The sequence below is a fragment of the Streptomyces sp. NPDC054786 genome (assembly GCF_053611685.1).
Genome location: NZ_JBSHAW010000036.1, coordinates 39,885 through 60,571, shown reverse-complemented (window position 1 = coordinate 60,571; position 20,687 = coordinate 39,885). Strand labels below are relative to the sequence as shown.

The following is a 20,687-nucleotide window of genomic DNA, read 5'->3' as shown; positions in this document are numbered from 1 at the left end:
GCGCGAAAGCAGGCGCTGCCTCCGCCGTGTCGGCAGGAAGCGGTGGTCACTGAAGGGTCGTACGCCGGGGAAGTGCACGGCGTGCGGTGCCGCGGTGCGCGCGGTGCCGACCGTGGGGGTGCTCCCGCAGCGGTGGCGGAGTCTGCGTGACGGCGCGGTCCCTGCACCGCCGTCGAAGCCGGGAGCCACCGTCTACACGCCGTAGACAGTGGGCACGGGGCCGCCTCCACCACGGCCCCGATCGCCCCGCCGGATAGCATCAGTACTGTTGGCTCATACGTGCGGTGGTGGCTCACCTTTGAGCCGATCGATGCTCGACGTGACGTGATCGGAAGTGCCTGCGAGATGGCCAGCAGCCCCAGGAGCCCAGGCCACCCGGACCCAGCAGAGGCGCCGGCCATGGAACCGCCTGCGGCGGCATCGCCACCCCCGACCGGTATCAGCCTCCGCCAGCTGCTGATGTCGCTGGGCGAGCCCCTGGTGGAGCTGCAGGCCGCGCCCGCCGGGCTGGACGTCGAAATCCGTAGCGTCGCGCTGCTGGACCCCGAGGATCCGCCGATCGCCCACCCCGGTGAGCTGGTGCTCGCCATAGGCGCACGCGGCCGCGCCGCATTCCCCGCGCTGCGAGCAGGCGGGCGCGACGGCGCCGCCGCCGTCGCGGTCAAGCTGGACACCCCCGCACAGGCCGCTGCGCTCAGTGCGACCGCCGTCGAGGCGGGCATCGCGCTGCTGTCCGTACGGGGAGAGGCGCGCTGGGAGCAGGTGGACGCGCTGGCCCGCGCGGCGCTGGAGAGTGTGCCGCAGGGGCGCCCCGGCGAGGGGCCCGAGGAAGGCGACCTCTTCTCGCTCGCCCAGACCACCGCCGTCCTCACCGGCGGCATCGTCAGCATCGAGGACACCGCCAACCGCGTACTGGCCTACTCCCGCTCCACCGACTCCGACGAGGTCGACGATCTGCGGCGGCTGTCCATCCTGGGCTGGCAGGGCCCGGAGGCGTATCTGGCGCGGCTGCGGAAGTGGGGCGTGTTCCAGCGGCTGCGCGCCTCCGACGAGGTGATCTGTATCGACAGCCACCCCGAGCTGGGCATCCGCCGGCGGCTCGCGGTGGCCATCCGGTCCGGGGAACGGCAGCTGGGCACCATCTGGGTGCAGGAGGGCTCGGCGCCGCTGAGCGAGCACTCGGACCAGGCGCTGCTGGGCGCGGCGCGGGTCGCCGCGCTCCACCTCGTGCGCCGCCGCCGGGAGTTGTCGGCGGATCTGACGCTGACCCGTACGCTGGCGGCCGGACTGCTGGAGGGCAGCACCGGCCCCCAGCCGCTGGCCAGCCACCTGGCGCTGGACCCGGCCCGCCCGGCCGCCGTCCTGGGCTTCTCGTACGGGACCGCCGAGGCCACTCCGCCGGAGCTGGCCCGCTCCGAGGTCAGCAACCTGATCTCGGTGCACACCGCCGCCCGGCACCGCAGCGCCCTGGTCACCCAGGTCGATGCGCGGATATACGTGCTGCTGCCGCAGCTGCCGCGCAGCATCGACACCGGCACGCTGCGCGGCTGGGGGCAGGCGATCACCGAGGCCGCCCGCCGGCATCTGGGCCTGTCGTTGCGCGGTTCGGTCGGCTGCATCGTGCCGGGGCTCGGGGAGGTTCCCGAGTCACGGCGGGAGGCGGACCGGATCCTCGACGCCATGGTGAGCGCCGGCGTCGCCACCACGGTCGCCGCGCTGCCGGACATCCAGGCGGAGGTGCTGGTCAGCGAGGTGCTGACCCTGCTCTCCGCACACCCCGAGATGCGCGACCCCCGGCTGACCGCCCTGGTCACTCACGACAGCCGGAGCCAGGGGCAGTTGGCCGAGTCCGTCCTGGCCTATCTGAACGCCTTCGGTGACGTACGGGCCGCCGCCACCGAGCTGCATGTGCACCCCAACACGCTGCGCTACCGGATCCGCCGGGCCGAGGAGTTGACCGGTCTCGACCTCGGCCGTCCGGATCAGCGGCTGCTGGCGATGCTCCAGCTGCGGCTGCCGTCCGCACCATGAACCGGAGCACGGCTCCCGGCGCCGCGGCCGGCCGTCCTGGTCGGCCGGGGGCCCGCTGCGTCCTCGCCGTCTCCCCGCAAAACCGGCGCCCTGTCGCCCGGACCGCACAAACCGCCGATTGGTCCGTGATTCTCCTAAACTGGGCGATATTGCTCCATTGAGCTGACGGGCTGGCGATGATGACATCGGAGAATGCCGTGCCGGGCGGGTCGGACCGCGCATGGGACATGGCGAAGGCAGCCACGGCCGAACTGGACGGACAGGGGCAGGTCGTCGCGTGGACCCGGGCGGCGGAGCGGCTGCTCGGCTATCCGGCCGAGGAGATCCTGCGCCGTCCCGCCGCGGAGCTGCTGGCGATACCCGGCGACGAGGCGCGGGTGACCGCCGTGGCCCAGTGGTGCCGATCGGGGGACGGCTGGGGCGGATCGGTGGCGGCGCGCCACCGGGACGGCCGGGATCTGCAGCTGGCGGTGCAGGTCACACCCCTTCTCGACAGCGCAGGCCACGAGCGGTGGTCCGTCCTCGCCCTGGAGGAGTGGCGGGTGCCGGGCGGCGGCGTGAACCAGCTGATGCTCGAACCGTTCCTGGCGCACGCACCGGTCGGCATGGCGGTGCTGGACACCGGTCTGCGGTACGTCTGGGTGAACGAGGTGCTGGAGCGCCTGATCCCCCTAGACCGGCGGCTGGGGAAACGGGTGGCGGAGGTGCTGCCGAAGCTGGAGGCCGAGGCGTTCGAGGAGCGGATGCGGCGGGTCCTGGAGACCGGGGCACCGGTGATGGACTATGAGTTCCGCAGCCCCACCTACGCGGACCCCAACCAGGAGCGTGCCTACTCGGCGTCCTTCTTCGGACTGGAGGACCCCCAGGGCCGGCGCATCGGCCTCTGGTACATGGTCATCGACGTCACCGAACGCTGGCGGGCCCAGGAACGCCTGGCCCTGCTGAACGACGCCAGCGTGCGGATCGGCAGCACGCTGGATGTCACCCGGACCGCACAGGAGCTGGCCGATGTCGCCGTGCCGGCCCTCGCCGACTTCGTCGCCGTCGACCTGCTGGATTCGGTCCTGCGGGGCGCCGAGCCGGTTCCCGGGCCGGTCGACGGCACCCCCACCCTGCGCCGCTCCGGTCAGCAGTCGGTCCACGAGGGCTGCCCGGAAGCCGGTCTGGCCGTGGGGGAAGCCGTCCAGCGGTCCCCGTCGTCGCCCATCGCCCGCTGTCTGCTCAAGGGCGAGTCCCTCGTGGAGCCGGTCCTGGACTTCGCCACCAGCTCCTGGGTGACCGAGGACCCGGTCCGGTCGGCCGTGATCCGCGCCTTCGGCTTCCGCTCGGTGATGGTGGCACCGGTACAGGCCCGGGGCATCACCCTGGGCGCGGCGACGTTCTTCCGCTCCCGCCGTCTGGGGCCCTTCGTGGCGGACGACGTCCAGCTCGCCGAGGAGCTGGTGGCCCGGGCCGCGGTGTGCGTCGACAATGCGCGCCGTTTCACCCGCGAGCGCACCGCGGCCCGGGTGATGCAGCAGAACCTGCTGCCGCACGAGCTGACCGGCGGATCCGCCCTGGAGGTGGCGTCGTGGTACTTCCCCGCGGACGCACCGAGCGGGGTGGGCGGCGACTGGTTCGATGTGATTCCGCTGTCCGGGGCGCGGGTCGCCCTGGTCGTGGGGGACGTGGTCGGGCACGGCATCAACGCCGCGGCCACGATGGGGCGGCTGCGTACCGCCGTCCGCACGCTCGCCAACCTGGATCTGCCGCCCGATGAACTGCTGGCCCGGCTGGACGACCTGGTCATCGGCCTGGTGAAGACGCACAGCACCGACCCGGCCGCGGACGCCGGCAACCCGAGCGTGGCCTCGACGTTCATGGGGGCCACCTGTCTGTACGCCGTGTACGACCCGGTCAGCAGGCGGTGCAGCATGGCGCGCGCCAGTCATCTGCCGCCGCTGATCGTCGGCCCCGACGGCGCCGTGGACTGCCCGGACCTGCCTGCCGGACCGCCGCTCGGCCTCGGGACGCTGCCCTTCGAGTCCGTCGAACTGGAACTGGCCGAGGGTAGTCTGATCGCGCTCTACACCAACGGCCTGATCGAGACCCGCGACCGGGACATCGGCGTCGGGCTGTCCCGGCTGAGCAACACCCTCGCGGTCCCCGGGCAGACGCTGAAGGACATCGGCGGGAATGTGGTCAAGGCGCTGCTGAAGGGGCCGCCGTCCGACGACGCCGCGCTGCTCCTCGCCCGGACCCACGCCCTGGACGCGCACCAGGTCGCCTCCTGGGACCTGCCCACGGACCCGGCCGTGGTCGGCAGCGCCCGTGCCCTCGTCGGCCGGCAGCTGGCCGAGTGGGACATGGACGACCTGCTGTTCACCACGGAGCTGATCGTCAGCGAGCTGGTCACCAACGCCATCCGCCACGGCACCGGACCGATCACTCTGCGCCTGATCCGGCAGGACGCCCTGATCTGCGAGGTCTCCGACACCAGTAGCACCTCGCCGCGGCTGCGCCACGCCCGGACCACCGACGAGGGCGGGCGCGGGCTGTTCATCGTCGCGCAGCTCACCCGGCGATGGGGCACCCGCTACACACCGACCGGCAAGATCATCTGGGCCGAGCAGAGCATGCCGTCCGAGACCGGATCCCCCGTCGAGGCGGACTGACCCCGGATCGCCGGAGGGCCGGGCGGGGCGCCGTCGGGACGCCGCGCCTCACCCCACCCCGAGCACGCTGCGGGCGGGGTCCGGTTCGCCCCCGCCGGGCACATGGCCACAGTCGTCCCCGGCCGCGACGGGGCGGCCGACGAGACCGCGTCCCGGCAGGTCGACATAGTCGCAGTCGGCATCGGCCACGACGCGTCGAGGCGAGGCGCCGGACGGGCAGGCCGTGAGATGGGCGGTCACATAGGCCGCGCTGGTCCTGATGATGTCGCGGGTCAGCCCGAGGGGAAGCAGCGAGCGGGTCTCGGCGATCGCCTCGTCCTCACCGGCCCGCAGCACCACCCGGATGTCCGGTGCCACACCGTGGGCGGCGACCGCGACAGCGATGTTGTCCAGTTCATGGGAGCCGACGGCGGCGAGCGCCCGTGCCCGCCCCAGCCCGAGCCGCGCGAGCACCGCACGGTCCTCGCCGTGCGCCAGCACCACGGGTATCCCCATCGACCGTGCCAGGCGCAGATTCGGGGCGGTGGGCTCGCGCTCGACACCGATGACGGGCACCCCCAGCTGACGCAGGGTCTGGCACAGCCGCAGCCCCACCTGCCCCAGCCCCACCACGATGACGTGACCGGCACGGGGCAGTACCCGCGGCCCCAGGACCCCGACCAGCCGGGGGCCGAACAGCCGGTCGACGATGCCCGCGGTCAGCAGCGCGGTGAACCCCACCGTCACCAGCATCGCCACCGCGGAGACCACCTCGTACACGGGATGGCCGGGGTGCGGCGCGGCAGGCCCCACCCCGGCGACGACCCGGGCGGCTTCCAGGAAGGCGGTGCTGACCGGCTGGTGGAACACGGCGACCAGCCACATCCAGTCCAGGGCCAGTACGGCGACGATGCCCAGCAGCCCGATGAGCAGCAGGCGGGCGTCCGCGTCATGGGGCTGCAACTGCCCCCGCAGCCGCCCGAGCAGCGCGCGCCGCCGGGCCCCCGTACTCGGCCGCCAGGGGGCCTCCACCAGCCGCTCCTCGGGCCGCCGGACCGCCACCGCACCGTTCCCGTCGTCCCATACGGCCAGGGCGTCGGGGTCCACACACAGGCCGGCCAGCGTCGGCGCCAGGAGGTCGGCGGGCGAGACCGGCACACAGTGGCGCAGCAGCAGGCGGAGCTGCTGCGCCACGGTGCGGTCGAATACGGTGACGACGATCCGGACGGTGTCGCAGACGTGGCGTACCGCGAGCGCATAGCGCAGTGCGGACAGATCGTCGCCCACGAGAACGGCCACACCGGCCGGCCGTGCGGCGAGCGCCTGGCGGAGGTCCTGGTCGTCCGGTGCGGCAAGATGGTCGACCGGGTGTCCGCTCTCCCCGAGGGAGGCACAGACCCGGCGCGCCAGCGTGGTCGCCCCGATCACCACGATCCCGGCGTCCTGGCTCACCGGCCCCGTGGCCGGATCCTTACCGGGCTCTGCGGCCCCGTCCACCGGGCGCTCCGGTCCCGCCCCACGCTCCAGTGGGTCCCCCGCCGGAGCGTGGTCACGTGATTCACCTGGCGTTACGTTCCGCGACCGGCTGCCGTCGCCCACCACTGATGGTGTGGCGGGCGGGGCGTGGGTCGAGGCGGTACGGGTCTGTCGGGCGGAGGGAAGGGTGGCCATGGAGTCCCCTTGCTCGTCGGCCGTAGGAAGGGCCGAACTCACGCTAGGGCGCACACGGCCCGAGGCATCTGTCCCGCTCACCAAGGGTTCGCCGATGACGTTGTCCGCCCGCACCAGCGGCCGTCCCGATGCCTGCCGCAGCAGGTGGGGAGCGCGACCGACGCCCTCCGGTCACGTCACGTCCCCGGAGCGCGAGCCCGTTTTCCGCCAATCTGCATTGGCCTGACGTACAGCTCTCAGGGGGGACTTTGTCCTCTCTCACAAATACGCCGCCGCGCACCGCCACATACGCTTACGCAAATCCCAATCCGGACGTGATGCGGCTCACCTCCCACAAGGAGAGCGGGCCTACAGCGCGGAGGTGCGATCAGCGCTCCCCCACCCGCGCAGGGCATCCGAAGGCCACGACCCGCTCGTCGTGCCTTCGCACTTCGTCAGGGCCATGATCGCCGCCTGCCAGCACCCGGCCCTTCCGTGCGTCCAGCCACCGAGGCGATCCCAGCAGTCACCACGTGCATGACCCCTCCAACCCTCAATGGATGTCGAGATGACTTCAACTCCCCCCAGCCCCGTGGCCGCTCCGCCCGCCCCGCCCGGGAACGGTCAGTCTCCGGCGCAGTCAGGGCTGCAGTCGGGCCTCAAGAACCGCCATCTGTCCATGATCGCCGTGGGTGGGGTCATCGGCGCCGGGCTCTTCGTCGGCTCCGCCTCCGGCATCGCCGCGGCCGGCCCCGGCATCCTGCTGTCGTACGCCCTGGTGGGCGCGCTGGTCGTCTTCGTGATGCGGATGCTCGGTGAGATGGCGGCCGCCAACCCGACCTCCGGCTCGTTCTCCGCCTACGCGGACCGGGCGCTCGGCCGCTGGGCCGGTTTCTCGATCGGCTGGCTGTACTGGTTCTTCTGGGTCGTGGTGCTCGCCGTGGAGGCGACCGCCGGCGCGGCGATCCTCACCAGCTGGGTCCCGGCCGTCCCGCAGTGGGCCTGGGCGCTGATCGTGATGGTCGTCCTCACCGCCACCAACCTCGCCTCGGTCGCCTCGTTCGGTGAGTTCGAGTTCTGGTTCGCGGGCATCAAGGTCGTCGCCATCGCGGCCTTCATCGTCCTCGGCGGCCTGGCGATCTTCGGCGTGCTGCCCGGCTCCCACAACGCGGCCACCGGCTTCAGCAACCTCACCTCCCACGGCGGCTTCCTTCCGCACGGGCCCAGCGCGATCCTCACCGGCGTCCTGATGGTCGTCTTCTCCTTCATGGGCAGCGAGATCGTCACCCTGGCCGCCGGTGAGTCCGAGGACCCGCAGCGCGCGGTCACCAAGGCCACCAAGAGCGTCATCTGGCGAGTCGGCATCTTCTACCTCGGCTCGATCCTGGTCGTCGTCTCCCTCCTGCCGTGGAACGACCCCTCGATCGCCAAGAAGGGCTCCTACGTCGCGGCCCTCGGCTCGATCGGCATCCCGCACGCCGGCCAGATCATGAACGTCATCGTGCTGACCGCCGTGCTCTCCTGTCTCAACTCCGGCCTCTACACCGCCTCCCGGATGGCCTTCTCGCTCGGCCAGCGCGGCGACGCACCGAAGGCCTTCGCCCGGACGAACTCGCGGGGCGTCCCGCAGGCCGCGATCCTGGCCTCCGTCCTCTTCGGCTTCATCGCGGTCGGCTTCAACTACCTGTGGCCGGACACGGTCTTCCAGTTCCTGCTGAACTCCTCGGGCGCGGTCGCGCTCTTCGTCTGGCTGGTCATCTGCTTCTCGCAGCTGCGGATGCGCGGGATCATCCTGCGCGAGAACCCGGACAAGCTGGTCGTCCGGATGTGGCTGTTCCCGTACCTGACCTGGGCGACGATCGCGATGATCTCGTTCGTGCTGGTCTACATGCTCACCGACGACAGTGACGGCGGCGGCCGGATCCAGGTGCTGCTGTCGGTGCTCCTCGCCGTGCTGGTGGTCGGGGTTTCCCTGGTCCGCGACCGGCTCGGCCTCGGTACCGCCGAGAAGGCGGCCGTCACCTCCCGCTAGCCGAAGGGTGGCCGGACGGCCACCGAACGCTGTGCCGTACGGTCAGCGGTGTGCCCGGGCACCCGCTGGCCGTACGGCATACCGGCGCCACTAGCCTGCTACTCGACCCCTGCTTCACCTCCGCCTACGAGCCCACCACCGGAAGGCCGCCGAAACACATGCCCGCGTTCAGACGCCGCAAAGGCAGCCTCCCCCGTCTCGTCCCCGAGCTCGATGACGTCACCCTGGGGCGGGTCCGGCGGCGCGTCGAGACGTGCTGGTCCCGCGGTTCTCTGGACACCGCCGTCATGGCCGTCATGGCGGATGTGATCGACGACGCCGGGCAGGACTGGGACCGCAAGGCCCACCGCCTGGGGGTGCTCGCCGTGGCCGCGGGCCGGTCACTGCCCGGCATCTGGCGGCAGCACAGCCCGAACAACCACGGCGCACTGCTGCTCCACGCCTGGTCGGACCTGGTCCAGGCCCGGCAGCAGGACGCCGTCGACCTGCACGCCACCCGCGAGACCTGCCGGCTCGCCGCCGAGCTGCTGCCCGCCGACCCCACGCCGTGGGCCCTGCACCTGGCCACTCTCCGCGTCGAGCGTCGCCCTTCCACGGAGTTGGCAGCGATCTGGCGCGAGATCAAGGCCCGCGACCCCTGGAACCGCGAGGCGCATCTGCAAGCTCTGGGCTATCTCTCGCCGGACGAGTGCGGCTCCAGCGCCCTCGTGCTGGATCTGCTCGACGGGGTCCGCTCCCTGATGCCGCCCGACGCCCCCGCCGCCGGTCTGGAGCTCACCGCGCTCATCATCAGCCACCAGCGAGCGGTCGCCGGCGGCGGGATGACGGCCCTCGGCGCCGGAGAGATCTGGCGGCGCCCCGATGCCGCCCGCGCACTGGACCATGCCGCGCACTACTGGCCGAGCCCGGGGTTCCTCCGGCACGCGACGGCCCTGGCCGATCTCAATCTGCTCGCCTACGCACTGGTCAAAGCCGGCCGGACGGCCGAGGCCGGGACCGCACTGCGCGCCACCGGCGGGGTCGCCACGGTCTGGCCGTGGAACTTGGACGGCGACCCGTTGGAGCGCTTCTCGCACTTCCACGGCCGCTATGCGAGCGGTGACCCCGACAGCGGTTCCGCGGGGCGTGCCACGTCCTGGCGGCGTTGAGCCGGGGCCGCACCGACCGGGAGCGGCCGCGCCGCTGAAGGGCGTGTGTGCGAGGCCCGAGCGTGCGATGACATAGCCGGATCGAGTGGTTTTGTAGCCTCTTGCGGCGTATCGCGAGTGTCCCACCCGCTTCCCGGGGATTCCCTCCCCGAAGAAGGTTGGGAGATTCGCATGCGCGACAGCGTCGGCACAGGCCGCTCCGCGGCGACTGGCGGCCGGCGCGTGCTGATGTTCGTCGCGCTGCTGGCCTTACTGCACGCCGCACTCACCACCGGCTGCTCCCACGGGCCGGCCCCCGATGCCCGCGGCTGCCCTCCCCCCGCCCATGCTCCCGCCGTGTCGGGCCCGGCGGCCCGCCCCTGCGTCCTGGCGGGGCCGGTGCCGGCGTTCACCGGCGGCGGCAAGCACCCGGGCAGCGGCGTCCGTCGCCTGGGTGACGCGTCGGCCTGTCATCTGCGCCATCAGGGCCCCACCGGGTCCGGCGGCAAGGCCCTCGGGGACTCCCCCGACGAACAGACCCTCACCGCGTCGAAGAACGCCGCTTCCGGGGCCGCCATCACGGCCGCCGCCCCCGCATCACCACCCCGCGTGACCGTCCTGCGCTGCTGAGCCGACCCGGCCGCATTGCACTCACCCCAGCCCGCAACGGGGCCATGGGGCGATCGCGGTCTGCCGTCATCAGCTCTCGGGACTTCCACCGCAGGAGATTTGGCATGCCCCTCGATGTCTTTGCCGCTCTGGGCGCGCTCGTGCGCGCCGAGGCCGTACGCACCAAGCGGGTACCCGCACCCACCCCCGCCGACCAGTCCGCGACGCAGCAGCCAGGCAGGCCGGCGCCAACGCCGGCCGAGCAGCCGACCGCCGTCACCGCGACGCCGCCCTCGTCCCCGTCGCCGTCCCCGCCCTCGTCCCCATCCCCGTCGCCCGCCCGGAGGGGCCTGCTCGCCAGGATGGTTCACAGGCTGACGACGCTCTTCGGCCAGGGCGGACGCACTCCGGCGCACGGCCCGGGTGCGGGCGGTCAGCGCCCGCCGGAGTGACGCGCACGGCGAGCGCTCGGAGCGTCGACGGGCCCCGGGCCGCGCACCGTTTGTCCGTCTCCCCGGTGGGCGCCATCCTGGGGACATGGCCCCCGTTGCAGGCCCGGACACGGTGTCCGGCTGGGTCGTCCGGCGCCCTGGCCCGATTGCCTCAGGGCCGCTGGCCTTCGTCCACCGGCCGGCTCCCGAGCCGGGCCCCCAGGACCTGTCGCTCAGGGTGGAGGCCTGCGGTGTGTGCCGTACGGATCTGCATCTGGCGGAGGGCGACCTGCCCCCGCACCGCCCGTCGACCGTCCCGGGTCATGAGATCGTCGGCCGGGTGGTCGCCACCGGCGAGGCGGTGACGGCGTTCCGTACCGGCGACCGGGCCGGCGGGGCCTGGCTGCGCCATACCTGTGGTGTCTGCCGGTACTGCCGTGCGGGCCACGAGAACCTCTGTCCGGGATCCCAATACACCGGCTGGGACGCCGACGGCGGCTTCGCCGATGCCGCGCTCGTCCCCGCGGACTACGCCTACCCGCTCCCGGACGACGAGGACGCCACACGGCTGGCGCCGCTGCTCTGCGCCGGGATCATCGGGTACCGCGCATTGCGCCGCAGTGCCCTGCCCGCCGGCGGCAGGCTCGGGATCTACGGTTTCGGCGCCTCGGCACATCTGGCCGCGCAGGTCGCCCTGGCCGAAGGCGCGACGGTCCATGTGCTGACCCGTTCGCCGCGGGCCCGTGAACTCGCCCTCGATCTGGGCGCCTCCTCAGCCGGCGACGCCTACGACCGCCCTCCCGAACCCCTGGACTCGGCGATCCTCTTCGCGCCGGTGGGCGAACTGGTGCCGGTGGCGCTGGAGGCACTCGACCGTTCGGGCACGCTCGCCGTGGCCGGTATCCATCTCACCGACATCCCGCCGCTCACCTATCAGCGTCACCTCTTCCACGAGCGGAATCTGCGCAGCGTCACCGCCAACACCCGGCAGGACGGCCGCGAGTTCCTGGCGACCGCGGCGAGGATCGGCATACGGGTCACCGTCAGCCCCTACCCGTTGAGCCGTGCCCCGCAGGCCCTCGCCGACCTGGCCGCCGACCGGGTTCAGGGGGCCGCCGTGCTGACACCTGACTGACCGGCGCCACGGCTGCCGCGAAACCCGTCACACCGTGAACAGGGAGTGCGGAACGTCAACTCCGATGCACCGGATGACTCCTTTCAGGTACTCGCACCCCTTGCCGTCGTCACGGATAGTAGTCAATTGACTACACCGCGCCACCGTTTCGACAAGGGGAGACCAGATGGCCGTCCAGCAGGTGACGACCGGAGCCGCCTACGGGACCGAAGTGGGCCAAGGGGACGCCCGCTACGAGGCCCTTCGGAGAGGGTTCAACCAGCGCTTCATCGCGGCACCCGACTACGTGTCGGTGGTCAGCTCGACGGGCGAGGTCGTCGCGGCGCTCAACAAGTATCTGGCGAGCCACCGTTCCGACGAGGATCTCCACCGGCGGATCACGGTCCGGTCGGGCGGACACTGCTACGAGAACTTCGTCTGCGGCAACGACGTGGGGGTGATCCTCGACCTCGCGCAAATGGACCGGGCCTACCTGGACCAGGAGATGGGCGCGTACTGCGTCGAGTCCGGGGCGAACAACTGGCATGTCGCCACCCACCTCTACGCGCCCTTCGGTGTGGCGCTGCCCGGCGGCTCCTGCTACTCGGTCGCCGCCGGCGGCCATGTGTCCGGCGGCGGGTACGGGCTGTTGTCCCGTCAGCACGGGCTGACCGTGGACTATCTCTACGCGGTGGAGGTCGTGGTCGTCCGCGACGGACAGCACGCGGAGGTCGTGGTCGCGCGGCGTGATGCGCCCGAGCAGGAACTGCGGGATCTGTGGTGGGCCCATACCGGCGGAGGCGGCGGGAACTTCGGGGTGGTCACCCGGTACTGGTTCAAGGGACTGCCGCAGCCTCCGTCCCAGGTCCTGCTGCATGCCGTGGCCTGGCCGTGGAAGGACCTCGTGGACCAACCCGACCGCTTCAAGTCGCTGGTGCGGAACTACGGGCTGTTCTTCGAGTACGAGAACACCCCGGAGCTCCCGGTGGAACTCCGCCGCGACTACAGCGACATGTTCACCCTGCTGAAGCTGAACCACCGCGCCAACGGCAAGATCGGCCTGATCACTCAGCTCGACGCCACCAGGCCGGACAGCGTGGAACGCCTGGAGGCCTTCCTCGGGTGGCTCACCCAGGATCTGGGCATCGAATCCACCCCGCTGGACCGGCGCATGGGCGAGCATGCGCCCATGGGTGACCTGGAGGTGCCGACCCGGCTGCCGTGGCTCACCGCCACCCAGACGCTCAACGGCTCCGGCGACAACCAGTGCGGCAAGTACAAGTCGGCGTATATGACGCGTGGTTTCACCGAACCGCAGCTCCAGGCCATCTTCACCCATCTGTCACGCAAGGGCTACGACAACCCCCAGGCGCTGCTCCAGGTCGACTCCTACGGCGGCGCGATGAACCTCCCCGAAAGCGGCGACACCGCGGTCTACCAACGCAGTTCCGTGTTGAAGCTGCAATATCAGACGTACTGGGCCTGGAAGAAGGACTCCAACGACGACGGGGTCACCGACCCTCTCGACGACGAGGCCGACCCCTCGATCGCGGCACCGCACCTGCGCTGGATCCGCGAGTTCTACCGCGATGTCTACCAGGACACCGGCGGGGTGCCGGTGCTCTCGCCGACCGGCACCCCGGCCGGCGAGCAGTCGGCGCCGGTGACCGACGGGTGCTACATCAACTACCCCGACACCGACCTCGACGACCCCGACTGGAACCACTCCGGTCAGCCGTCGCACCGCCTGTACTACGGCGACAATTACGCACGTCTGCAGGCGGTCAAGAGCCACTGGGACCCGCGCAACGTGTTCCGGCACGCCCAGTCCATCCAGCCGTACACGAGCTGATCCGCCCCGCGGCGACCCTCGGGGAGACCGGTCCGTGCCGCTGCCGTGAAGGAGCGCCCCGGACACACTCCGTTACCCCCTCGCCGACTCGCTGCTCCCTCCCCCCGTGCCGCACCATGGAGAGGAGGCCGTGAATGACGACATATCCGGTGAGGCGGTGGCGGGGTGGACGCTCCGGCCCCGGAGGGCGGATGCGGCGACCGTGGCTTACAACGACGACGGCTTCCGGCGTACGGAGGCGGTGCAGGCAGTGACCGCACGGGTCCTTGGGTCTACCGGGGCTGAGCTGACCGCCGTCTATGTGCCCGCCGAGGGGGGCGGCGATCTTCAGCTGGCCGAGATGGTCGGTGGCTCCGGTACTCCCTACGGGCTGCCGACGAGGTTCCGGCTGTCCGGCAACTCTCCGGTCGCCGCGTGCTTCCGCACCGGTCTCGCCCTGTGGCTGAGCCCGGCGGAGCTGGCGCAGTACGGCGTCAGCGGTCCCCCGGGCAGTCCTGCTGCGGAGCCGTGGGAAGGCGCCGGGACGCTGCCGTCCGATGTCTCGCTGGGCGTGCTGCCGCTGGGCGGGGAGGCCAAGCGGCTGGGGTGCCTGGTGGTCATGGACAAGGCCCCGGACGCCTTCGACGCCGACCGCCGCCATCTGCTGGAGCTGCACGCCGACCAGGTATCCGCGGGACTGGAAGCCGTCGCGGCCCGGGTCATGGCCAGGACGGAGCGGCGTTCGCTGCTGGGACCGGGGCTGGACACTCTCCGGGGCGGCGCGTTCACCCTGATGCTCAGCACCGGACGGATCGACGCGGACGCCCAGGTACTGGAGCTGTTCGGGATCGCTCCGGAGGAATTCGACCGGCGGGTGGAGACGCTGCTGGCGCGCACGGCGCCGGACGACGTTCCCGCGCTGATGTCGATCGTGGAGCCGAGCCGGCTGCCCTCCCCCGGCCAGCAGCTGTCGATCCGTATCCGCCGGCCCAACGGCGAGCTTCGCTGGCTGAGCCTGCGCTGCCGGGTGCTGGTCGACACCGACGGCGCACCGGAGCGCATGCTGGGCGTGGTCGCCGACGCCTCCTATCTGCGCCCGAGCGCGGACGAGGTCTCCATCGTGCAACAGCTGTCCGCCGCGCTGGCCGGCGCCACGACCATCCGCGAAGTCAGCCAGGTGGTGGTCGGCGCCCTGCGGATGCCGCTGGGGGCCGGTCGGGTGGCGGTGGCCGAGCTGGAGGCCGACCGGTTCGTGGTGTCCGTCCTCGACCCGCCGGAACCCGATGCCTGGCCCGCCGCCTGGCGGTCCGAGTGGCGGACCGAGTGGCCCGATGCGTCATGTCATTCGATGCCCACGCTGGAGAGCGTGCTGCGGGGCGGCCATGTGGCCCTGTGGCCGCCGGGATCCGCTCTCGAATCCGACCTGGCGGGCATCGGGCCCGGCGGTCTCGCCGTCCTGCCGCTGCCGGCCGACGGCCGGATCGTCGGGGTGTGCCTGGTCGGATGGGAGGAGGAGCACGCGTTCGGGCCGGAGGAGCGGTCCCTGCTGACCGCGACCGCGGGTCTGGTGGGCCAGGCCCTCGTCCGCGCCCATGCACTGGACGCCGGGCATGAGCTCGCCACGATGCTCCAGCGCAGCCTGCTGCCCCGCAAGCTGCCGTCGCTGCCCGGCGGAGTGGCCGTCGCCCGCTATCTGCCCGCCACGATGGGCCTCGAAGTGGGCGGCGACTGGTACGACGTCATCCCGCTGTCCGACGGCCATATCGCGCTCGTCATCGGCGATGTGGAGGGCCACAGCGCCGGCGCCGCCACGATCATGGGCCAGATGCGCACCGCCATCCGGGCCTACGCGATCGAGGGCCACCCGCCCGACGTGGTGTTCTCCCATGCCAACCGGCTGCTCCTCGGCATGGAGACCGATCTGTTCGCGACCTGCTGCTATGTGGACCTGGACATGGAGGAGGGCATCGCCTGGTTCGTCCGGGCCGGACATCTGCCGCCGTTGCTGCGGTTCCCCGACGGCACGACAGAGGAACTGTCGGTCGAGGGCGGGCCTCCGCTGGGGGTGGCCGTGGAAGGTGAGTTCCCGCTGACCGAGGTGGGCCTGACCCCCGGCACCGTGCTCGTGCTGCTCACGGACGGCCTGGCCGAATCGGCCACGCTCCACCTGGACGACGGCATCCGCCGGGTGCGCGAGCTGCTGGCCGCGGCCGACCCGGCCGATGCCGGGCAGCTGGCCGACGAACTGCTCGGGGAGTCGAAGCGGCGCGACGACGATGTGGCGGTGCTGGTACTGCGCTACGACGGGATGCGCGTCCGCCCGACCCGGGTGCGCTGGGCGGTGTGGCGGCTCCCCGACGCCGTGATGCACGCCCGCCGCTTCACCGCGCGCACGCTGCGTTCCTGGAACGTGACCGAGGAGCTGGACGTGGCACTGCTGGTGGTGTCCGAGCTGGTCACCAACGCCATTGCGCATACGCAGGGCGAGGTGCGGCTGGATCTGACCCTGGCCGCGGACCGGCTGCGGATCGCGGTGAACGATGCTTCGCCCCGCGCACCCGTCAAGCCGACGAGCGTGGACTGGGAGTCGACCGGCGGCCGTGGGCTGCTGCTCGTCGAAGCGATGTCGACGTCCTGGGGCTCGGTGCCGCTCAGCGGCGGCAAACAGGTGTGGAGCGAGATCGCGCTGGATCCGGGCGAACAGCTCGGCATCGCGGAGGCAGCGGCCGCCGCGGACGGCCGACGGAACGGTGAGGAGGTCCCGTGAGGTGAACACTCGTCTGCGTGGAGCCGCCGTGATCCTGGCCGGGCTGTGCATGGTGGCCGGGCCGGCCGCCTGCGGGAAGGCCGGCGGGGTGCACGAGCCGAGCGGGCCTGCCTCCGGCGGTGCCCTGAAGATCGGTGTGCTGCTCCCGGACAACACCTCGCGCCTCTACCACTTCGACAAGCCGCTGATCGAGAAGAAGATCCATCAGCTGTGCGCCGAATGCACGGTGGAGGTCGTCAGTGCGGAGCACGATGTGGCCACCCAGCAGCAGCAGATGGACGCGATGATCACCAAACGGGTCCGGGTGCTGATCCTGGATGCCGTCGATTCCAAATCGCTCCGCTCGGGGGTCGAGAGCGCGCGGACGGCAGGAATCCCGGTCGTCGCCTACGACCGCCTCGTGGAGGGACCCGTCTCGGCGTATGTCTCCTTCAACGGCAGGAGAGTCGGCGAGCTGCAGGGCGAGGCGCTTCTCGAGGCGCTCGGCGACAAGACGCGCGGCGCCCAGATCGTGATGATGAACGGCGATTCAACGGACCCCAACTCCGCCTGGTTCCGGCAGGGCGCGCTCGAGGTGCTCCAGGGCAAGGTGAAGATCGGGAAGGCCTACGAGACCGGCGGGTGGCGACCGGAGAACGCCAACTCCAACATGTCCGCCGCCATCTCGGCCCTCGGCGCCGGGCACATCGACGGCGTCTACTCCGCCAATGACGGGCTGGCGGCCGGCGTCATCTCCGCCCTGCGGGCCGCGAAGGTCTCTCCGCTGCCACCCATCACCGGCCAGGACGCCGAACTCGCCGCCATTCAACGCATCGTCACGGGCGATCAGTACATGACCGTCTACAAGCCCTTCGCGCCCGAGGCCGGCACCGCCGCCGCCATGGCCGTCGCGCTGGGACGCGGCAAGAAGCTCGACGGCATCACGACGCACACGGTCAACAGCCCCACCAACCGTGGCATCCCGGCCGTGCTGCTCACCCCGATCTCCGTGACCGTGCACCGCATCAAGGGCACCGTGATCAAGGACGGTATGTACACGATCGATCAGGTCTGCACCCCCAAGTTCGCGTCCGCCTGCCAGAAGGCGGGGCTCACCAGGTAAGGCAGGTATCCATGGATTCCAGCCCAGCTCTCCGGCGACCGGTGCCGGCGCCGCCCCTGCTGGCGCTGCGCGGAATCTCCAAGCGGTACGGCGCCGTCCAGGCCCTGGCGGATGTCGAACTGGAGGTACACGCCGGTCAGGTCGTCGCTCTCGTGGGCGACAACGGCGCCGGCAAGTCCACGCTGATCAAGGTGGTCGCCGGGGTCGACTCCGCCGATGAAGGCGTGGTCGAGTGGGAGGGTCGGCCCGTCCAGATCACCCGGCCCCACGAAGCCCAGGACCTGGGAATCGCCACCGTCTACCAGGACCTCGCGCTGTGCGACAACCTCGACGTGGTCGGCAATCTCTTCCTCGGCCGCGAGATCCACCGGACCGGCGTCCTGGACGAGGTGGAGATGGAGCGCCTCACCCTGGACCTGCTCGACATGCTCGCCATCCGGATGCCCGACGTACGGCTCCCGGTCGCCTCGCTCTCCGGCGGTCAGCGCCAGACCGTCGCGATCTCCCGCTCGCTCCTGGGCGAACCCCGGCTCGTGCTCCTCGACGAGCCCACCGCCGCCCTGGGCATCGAACAGACCGCCCAGGTCCTCGACCTCGTCGACCAGCTCCGCGAACGCGGGCTCGGCGTCCTCCTCATCAGCCACAACATGGGCGACATCAAGGCTGTCGCGGACTGGGTCGCCGTACTGCGGCTCGGCCGGAACAACGGGTTCTTCGATGTGACGACCACGTCTCACGAACAGATCATCTCCTCGATCACCGGGGCCACGGACAACGCCGTGACACGCCGTAAGGCGCCGGGATGGGAGGCGCAGTCGTGAGCCGGGCCTGGGCGCTCAGGAAGCACAAACCGTCCGGTGGGGAGGGCGGCGCCGGTGGGGCGGTGACCGCTGCCGACCGGCGCCGTCTCGCGCCCGATTTCGGGGCGCAGAACCCCCTCGACATGCTCCGGCGGAGGTTCCACAGCGGCGAGCTCGGCTCGGTTCCGGTCGCCCTCGGCCTGGTCGTGGTGTGGGTCATCTTCGAGAGCCTCAACGAGAACTTCCTCTCGCCGCGCAACCTGTCCAATCTGGCCGTGGACATCGTCGGCACCGGCATGATCGCGATTGGCGTCGTCTTCGTTCTGCTGCTCGGCGAGATCGACCTCTCGGTCGGCTCGGTGAGCGGCCTGGCGGCGGCCGCCTTCGCGGTGCTGAGCGTGAGCCACGGCGTGCCGGAGGGGCTCGCGCTGCTGGTCGCGGTGCTCGGCGGCACGGTGATCGGAGCCGTTCAGGGGTTCTTCTTCGCCAAGGTCGGGGTACCGGCGTTCGTGGTCACCCTTGCGGGCCTGCTGGGCTGGAACGGCCTGATGCTCTACATCCTGGGCGCCAACGGCACCATCAACATCGACGACAAGGGCCTGCTCGCGATGCTGACCAGCTACTACTTCAACAATGTGGCCGCCGCGTACGGCCTGGCGGCGCTCGGCACCGCCGGCTACTTCCTCGCCTCGTACCATGACGCGCGGCGGCGCAGGGCCGCCGGCGTGCCCACCCGGCCGCTGAGCGAGATCCTCCTGCGCACGGGCGTGCTGGCAGTGATCGCCATGGCCGCGGCCACCGTGCTCAACCTCTTCCTGGGACTCCCGCTGGCCCTGTTGATCTTCCTCGTCATGCTCGTCGGCCTCGACTACGTGCTGCGTCGCACACGCTACGGACGCATGATCTTCGCGATCGGCGGCAGCGTCGAGGCCTCCCGCCGCACCGGCCTCAATGTCGACCTGGTCCGCATCTCGGTCTTCATGGTCTCCGGGACGATGGCCGCGATCGGCGGTCTGTTCCTGGCCTCGCGCGTCACCTCGGCCAGTCAGACGTCGGGGGCGGGCCTGCTGCTGATGGATGCCATCGCCGCCGCGGTCATCGGTGGCACCAGCCTGTTCGGCGGGCGGGGCCGGACCTGGTCGGCCCTGCTCGGTGTCCTGGTCATCCAGTCGATCGCGTCGGGGGTGGCCCTCATGGGCATCCGGACCGCCGTGCAGTTCATGATCACGGGCGGTGTGCTGCTCATCGCCGTGGTCATCGACTCGCTGTCGAGACGGGCGCAGAAGGCGCACGGGCGGCTCTGAACGCGCTGCCGGGCAAGCGGGCGTTTGGGCCGCGGTACGCCAAGGAACACCTCAGCCGATGCACCCGATCCTGCACGCACTGTCCATCGCCGGATCCATGACCTGGGAGATCACCTGGGCGCTGATCCTGGGCTTTGCGCTGTCCGCGGTCGTCCAGGCCGTGGTGCGCAAATCCACCGTGGTCAGCCTGCTCGGCGACGACCGTCCCCGCACCCTGTCGCTGGCCGCCGCGCTGGGCGCCGCGTCCTCCTCCTGCTCGTACGCCGCGGTCGCGCTGGCCCGGTCGCTGTTCCGCAAGGGTGCGGACTTCACGGCCGCCATGGCGTTCGAGATCGCCTCCACGAATCTGGTGGTCGAACTCGGCGTCATTCTGGCCCTGTTGATGGGGTGGCAGTTCACGGCCGCCGAGTTCGTCGGCGGACCGGTCATGATCGTCGTCCTGGCCGTACTGTTCCGCCTCTGCCTGCGTGACAAGCTGCTGCGGGAGGCCCGTGAGCAGGCCGATCGGGGTCTGGCCGGCTCCATGGAGGGGCATGCCGCGATGGACATGTCCGTACGCCGCGAGGGGTCCTTCGCGCGGCGGCTGTTCTCCACCGAGGGCTACACCGCGGCCTCGCACGTCTTCGTCATGGAATGGGCCGCGATCATCAAGGATCTGGTGCTCGGCCTGCTGATCGCCGGAGCCATCGCCGCCTGGGTCCCCGACAGCTTCTGGCGCGCCTTCTTCTTCGACGGGCACCCGCTGGCGGCGAAGCTGTGGGGGCCGCTGATCGGACCGCTGGTGGCGATCGCCTCGTTCGTCTGCTCCATCGGCAATGTGCCGCTGGCGGTGGTCCTGTGGAAGGGCGGGATCAGCTTCGGCGGGGTGGTCGCCTTCATCTTCGCCGATCTGCTGATCCTGCCGATCCTGAACATCTACCGGAAGTACTACGGAGCCAGGATGGCCCTGTTCCTGCTGGTCACGTTCTACGCGGCCGTCGTCGTCGCGGGCTATGCGGTCGAATTCGTCTTCGGCGGACTGGGGCTGATCCCCCGTCAGGCCGACGCACGGATCCCCATGTCCGGGGTCTCCTGGAACTACACCACCTGGCTCAACATCGCCTTCCTCCTCCTCGCCGCCGCGCTGGTCCACCGTTTCCTGCGCACCGGGGGCCGGGCCATGCTCCGCACGATGGGCGGCACTCCGCCCGACAGCCCGGGGACGCGCACCGTGCCCGGCGGCACCGGGCACGGCACCCACTGACCGGGCCGTGCCC

General features: G+C 71.3%; 14 protein-coding genes. 13 read left to right on the top strand and 1 reads right to left on the bottom strand.

Going from position 1 to position 20,687, the window contains the following annotated elements; all coding sequences use genetic code 11:
* Positions 1-399: 399 nt before the first annotated feature.
* Entirely contained in the window at positions 400-2,031 is a 1,632-nt protein-coding gene (locus tag ACWGI6_RS27710; RefSeq protein WP_453270037.1) for a PucR family transcriptional regulator, read from the top strand.
* Positions 2,032-2,207: 176 nt separating this feature from the next.
* A complete protein-coding gene (locus ACWGI6_RS27705) occupies positions 2,208-4,685 on the top strand; it encodes a SpoIIE family protein phosphatase (RefSeq protein WP_453270036.1) in 2,478 nt (825 codons plus the stop codon).
* Positions 4,686-4,733: 48 nt separating this feature from the next.
* On the opposite strand, the gene ACWGI6_RS27700 is transcribed toward ACWGI6_RS27705, so the two are convergent.
* A complete protein-coding gene (locus tag ACWGI6_RS27700) occupies positions 4,734-6,161 on the bottom strand; it encodes an NAD-binding protein (RefSeq protein WP_453270035.1) in 1,428 nt (475 codons plus the stop codon).
* Positions 6,162-6,882: 721 nt separating this feature from the next.
* On the opposite strand from ACWGI6_RS27700, the gene ACWGI6_RS27695 reads away from it, so the two are divergent.
* From ACWGI6_RS27695 to ACWGI6_RS27645, 11 genes are all read left to right on the top strand, one after another.
* Positions 6,883-8,346, top strand: coding sequence for an amino acid permease (locus tag ACWGI6_RS27695; RefSeq protein ID WP_453270034.1), 1,464 nt, complete (start codon positions 6,883-6,885; stop codon positions 8,344-8,346).
* A gap of 158 nt (positions 8,347-8,504) precedes the next feature.
* The gene (locus ACWGI6_RS27690) at positions 8,505-9,494 is read left to right on the top strand and encodes a hypothetical protein (protein ID WP_453270033.1); all 990 of its coding nucleotides are present in this window, start codon (positions 8,505-8,507) and stop codon (positions 9,492-9,494) included.
* Between the two features lie 171 nt (positions 9,495-9,665).
* The gene (locus ACWGI6_RS27685; protein ID WP_453270032.1) at positions 9,666-10,103 is read left to right on the top strand and encodes a hypothetical protein; all 438 of its coding nucleotides are present in this window, start codon (positions 9,666-9,668) and stop codon (positions 10,101-10,103) included.
* A gap of 104 nt (positions 10,104-10,207) precedes the next feature.
* Positions 10,208-10,534, top strand: coding sequence for a hypothetical protein (locus tag ACWGI6_RS27680; protein ID WP_453270031.1), 327 nt, complete (start codon positions 10,208-10,210; stop codon positions 10,532-10,534).
* An 85-nt stretch (positions 10,535-10,619) separates the two neighbouring features.
* A complete protein-coding gene (locus ACWGI6_RS27675) occupies positions 10,620-11,648 on the top strand; it encodes a zinc-dependent alcohol dehydrogenase family protein (RefSeq protein ID WP_453270030.1) in 1,029 nt (342 codons plus the stop codon).
* Between the two features lie 166 nt (positions 11,649-11,814).
* The gene (locus ACWGI6_RS27670) at positions 11,815-13,479 is read left to right on the top strand and encodes an FAD-dependent oxidoreductase (RefSeq protein ID WP_453270029.1); all 1,665 of its coding nucleotides are present in this window, start codon (positions 11,815-11,817) and stop codon (positions 13,477-13,479) included.
* 340 nt (positions 13,480-13,819) lie between these two features.
* Positions 13,820-16,225 carry a SpoIIE family protein phosphatase gene (locus tag ACWGI6_RS27665; RefSeq protein ID WP_453270067.1) on the top strand — a complete coding sequence of 802 codons (2,406 nt, stop codon included), beginning with the start codon at positions 13,820-13,822 and terminating at the stop codon, positions 16,223-16,225.
* A 1-nt stretch (position 16,226) separates the two neighbouring features.
* Positions 16,227-17,327, top strand: a complete 1,101-nt coding sequence (locus ACWGI6_RS27660; RefSeq protein ID WP_453270028.1) for a sugar ABC transporter substrate-binding protein — start codon at positions 16,227-16,229, stop codon at positions 17,325-17,327.
* Between the two features lie 11 nt (positions 17,328-17,338).
* Positions 17,339-18,148 (top strand): ATP-binding cassette domain-containing protein, encoded by an 810-nt coding sequence (locus tag ACWGI6_RS27655; protein ID WP_453270027.1) that lies wholly within the window; start codon positions 17,339-17,341, stop codon positions 18,146-18,148.
* Positions 18,130-19,431 carry a sugar ABC transporter permease gene (locus tag ACWGI6_RS27650; RefSeq protein WP_453270026.1) on the top strand — a complete coding sequence of 434 codons (1,302 nt, stop codon included), beginning with the start codon at positions 18,130-18,132 and terminating at the stop codon, positions 19,429-19,431. Before ACWGI6_RS27655 ends, ACWGI6_RS27650 begins: the two co-directional genes overlap by 19 nt.
* Positions 19,432-19,489: 58 nt before the next feature.
* Positions 19,490-20,674 carry a permease gene (locus ACWGI6_RS27645; RefSeq protein WP_453270025.1) on the top strand — a complete coding sequence of 395 codons (1,185 nt, stop codon included), beginning with the start codon at positions 19,490-19,492 and terminating at the stop codon, positions 20,672-20,674.
* The last annotated feature ends 13 nt before the right edge of the window (positions 20,675-20,687 follow it).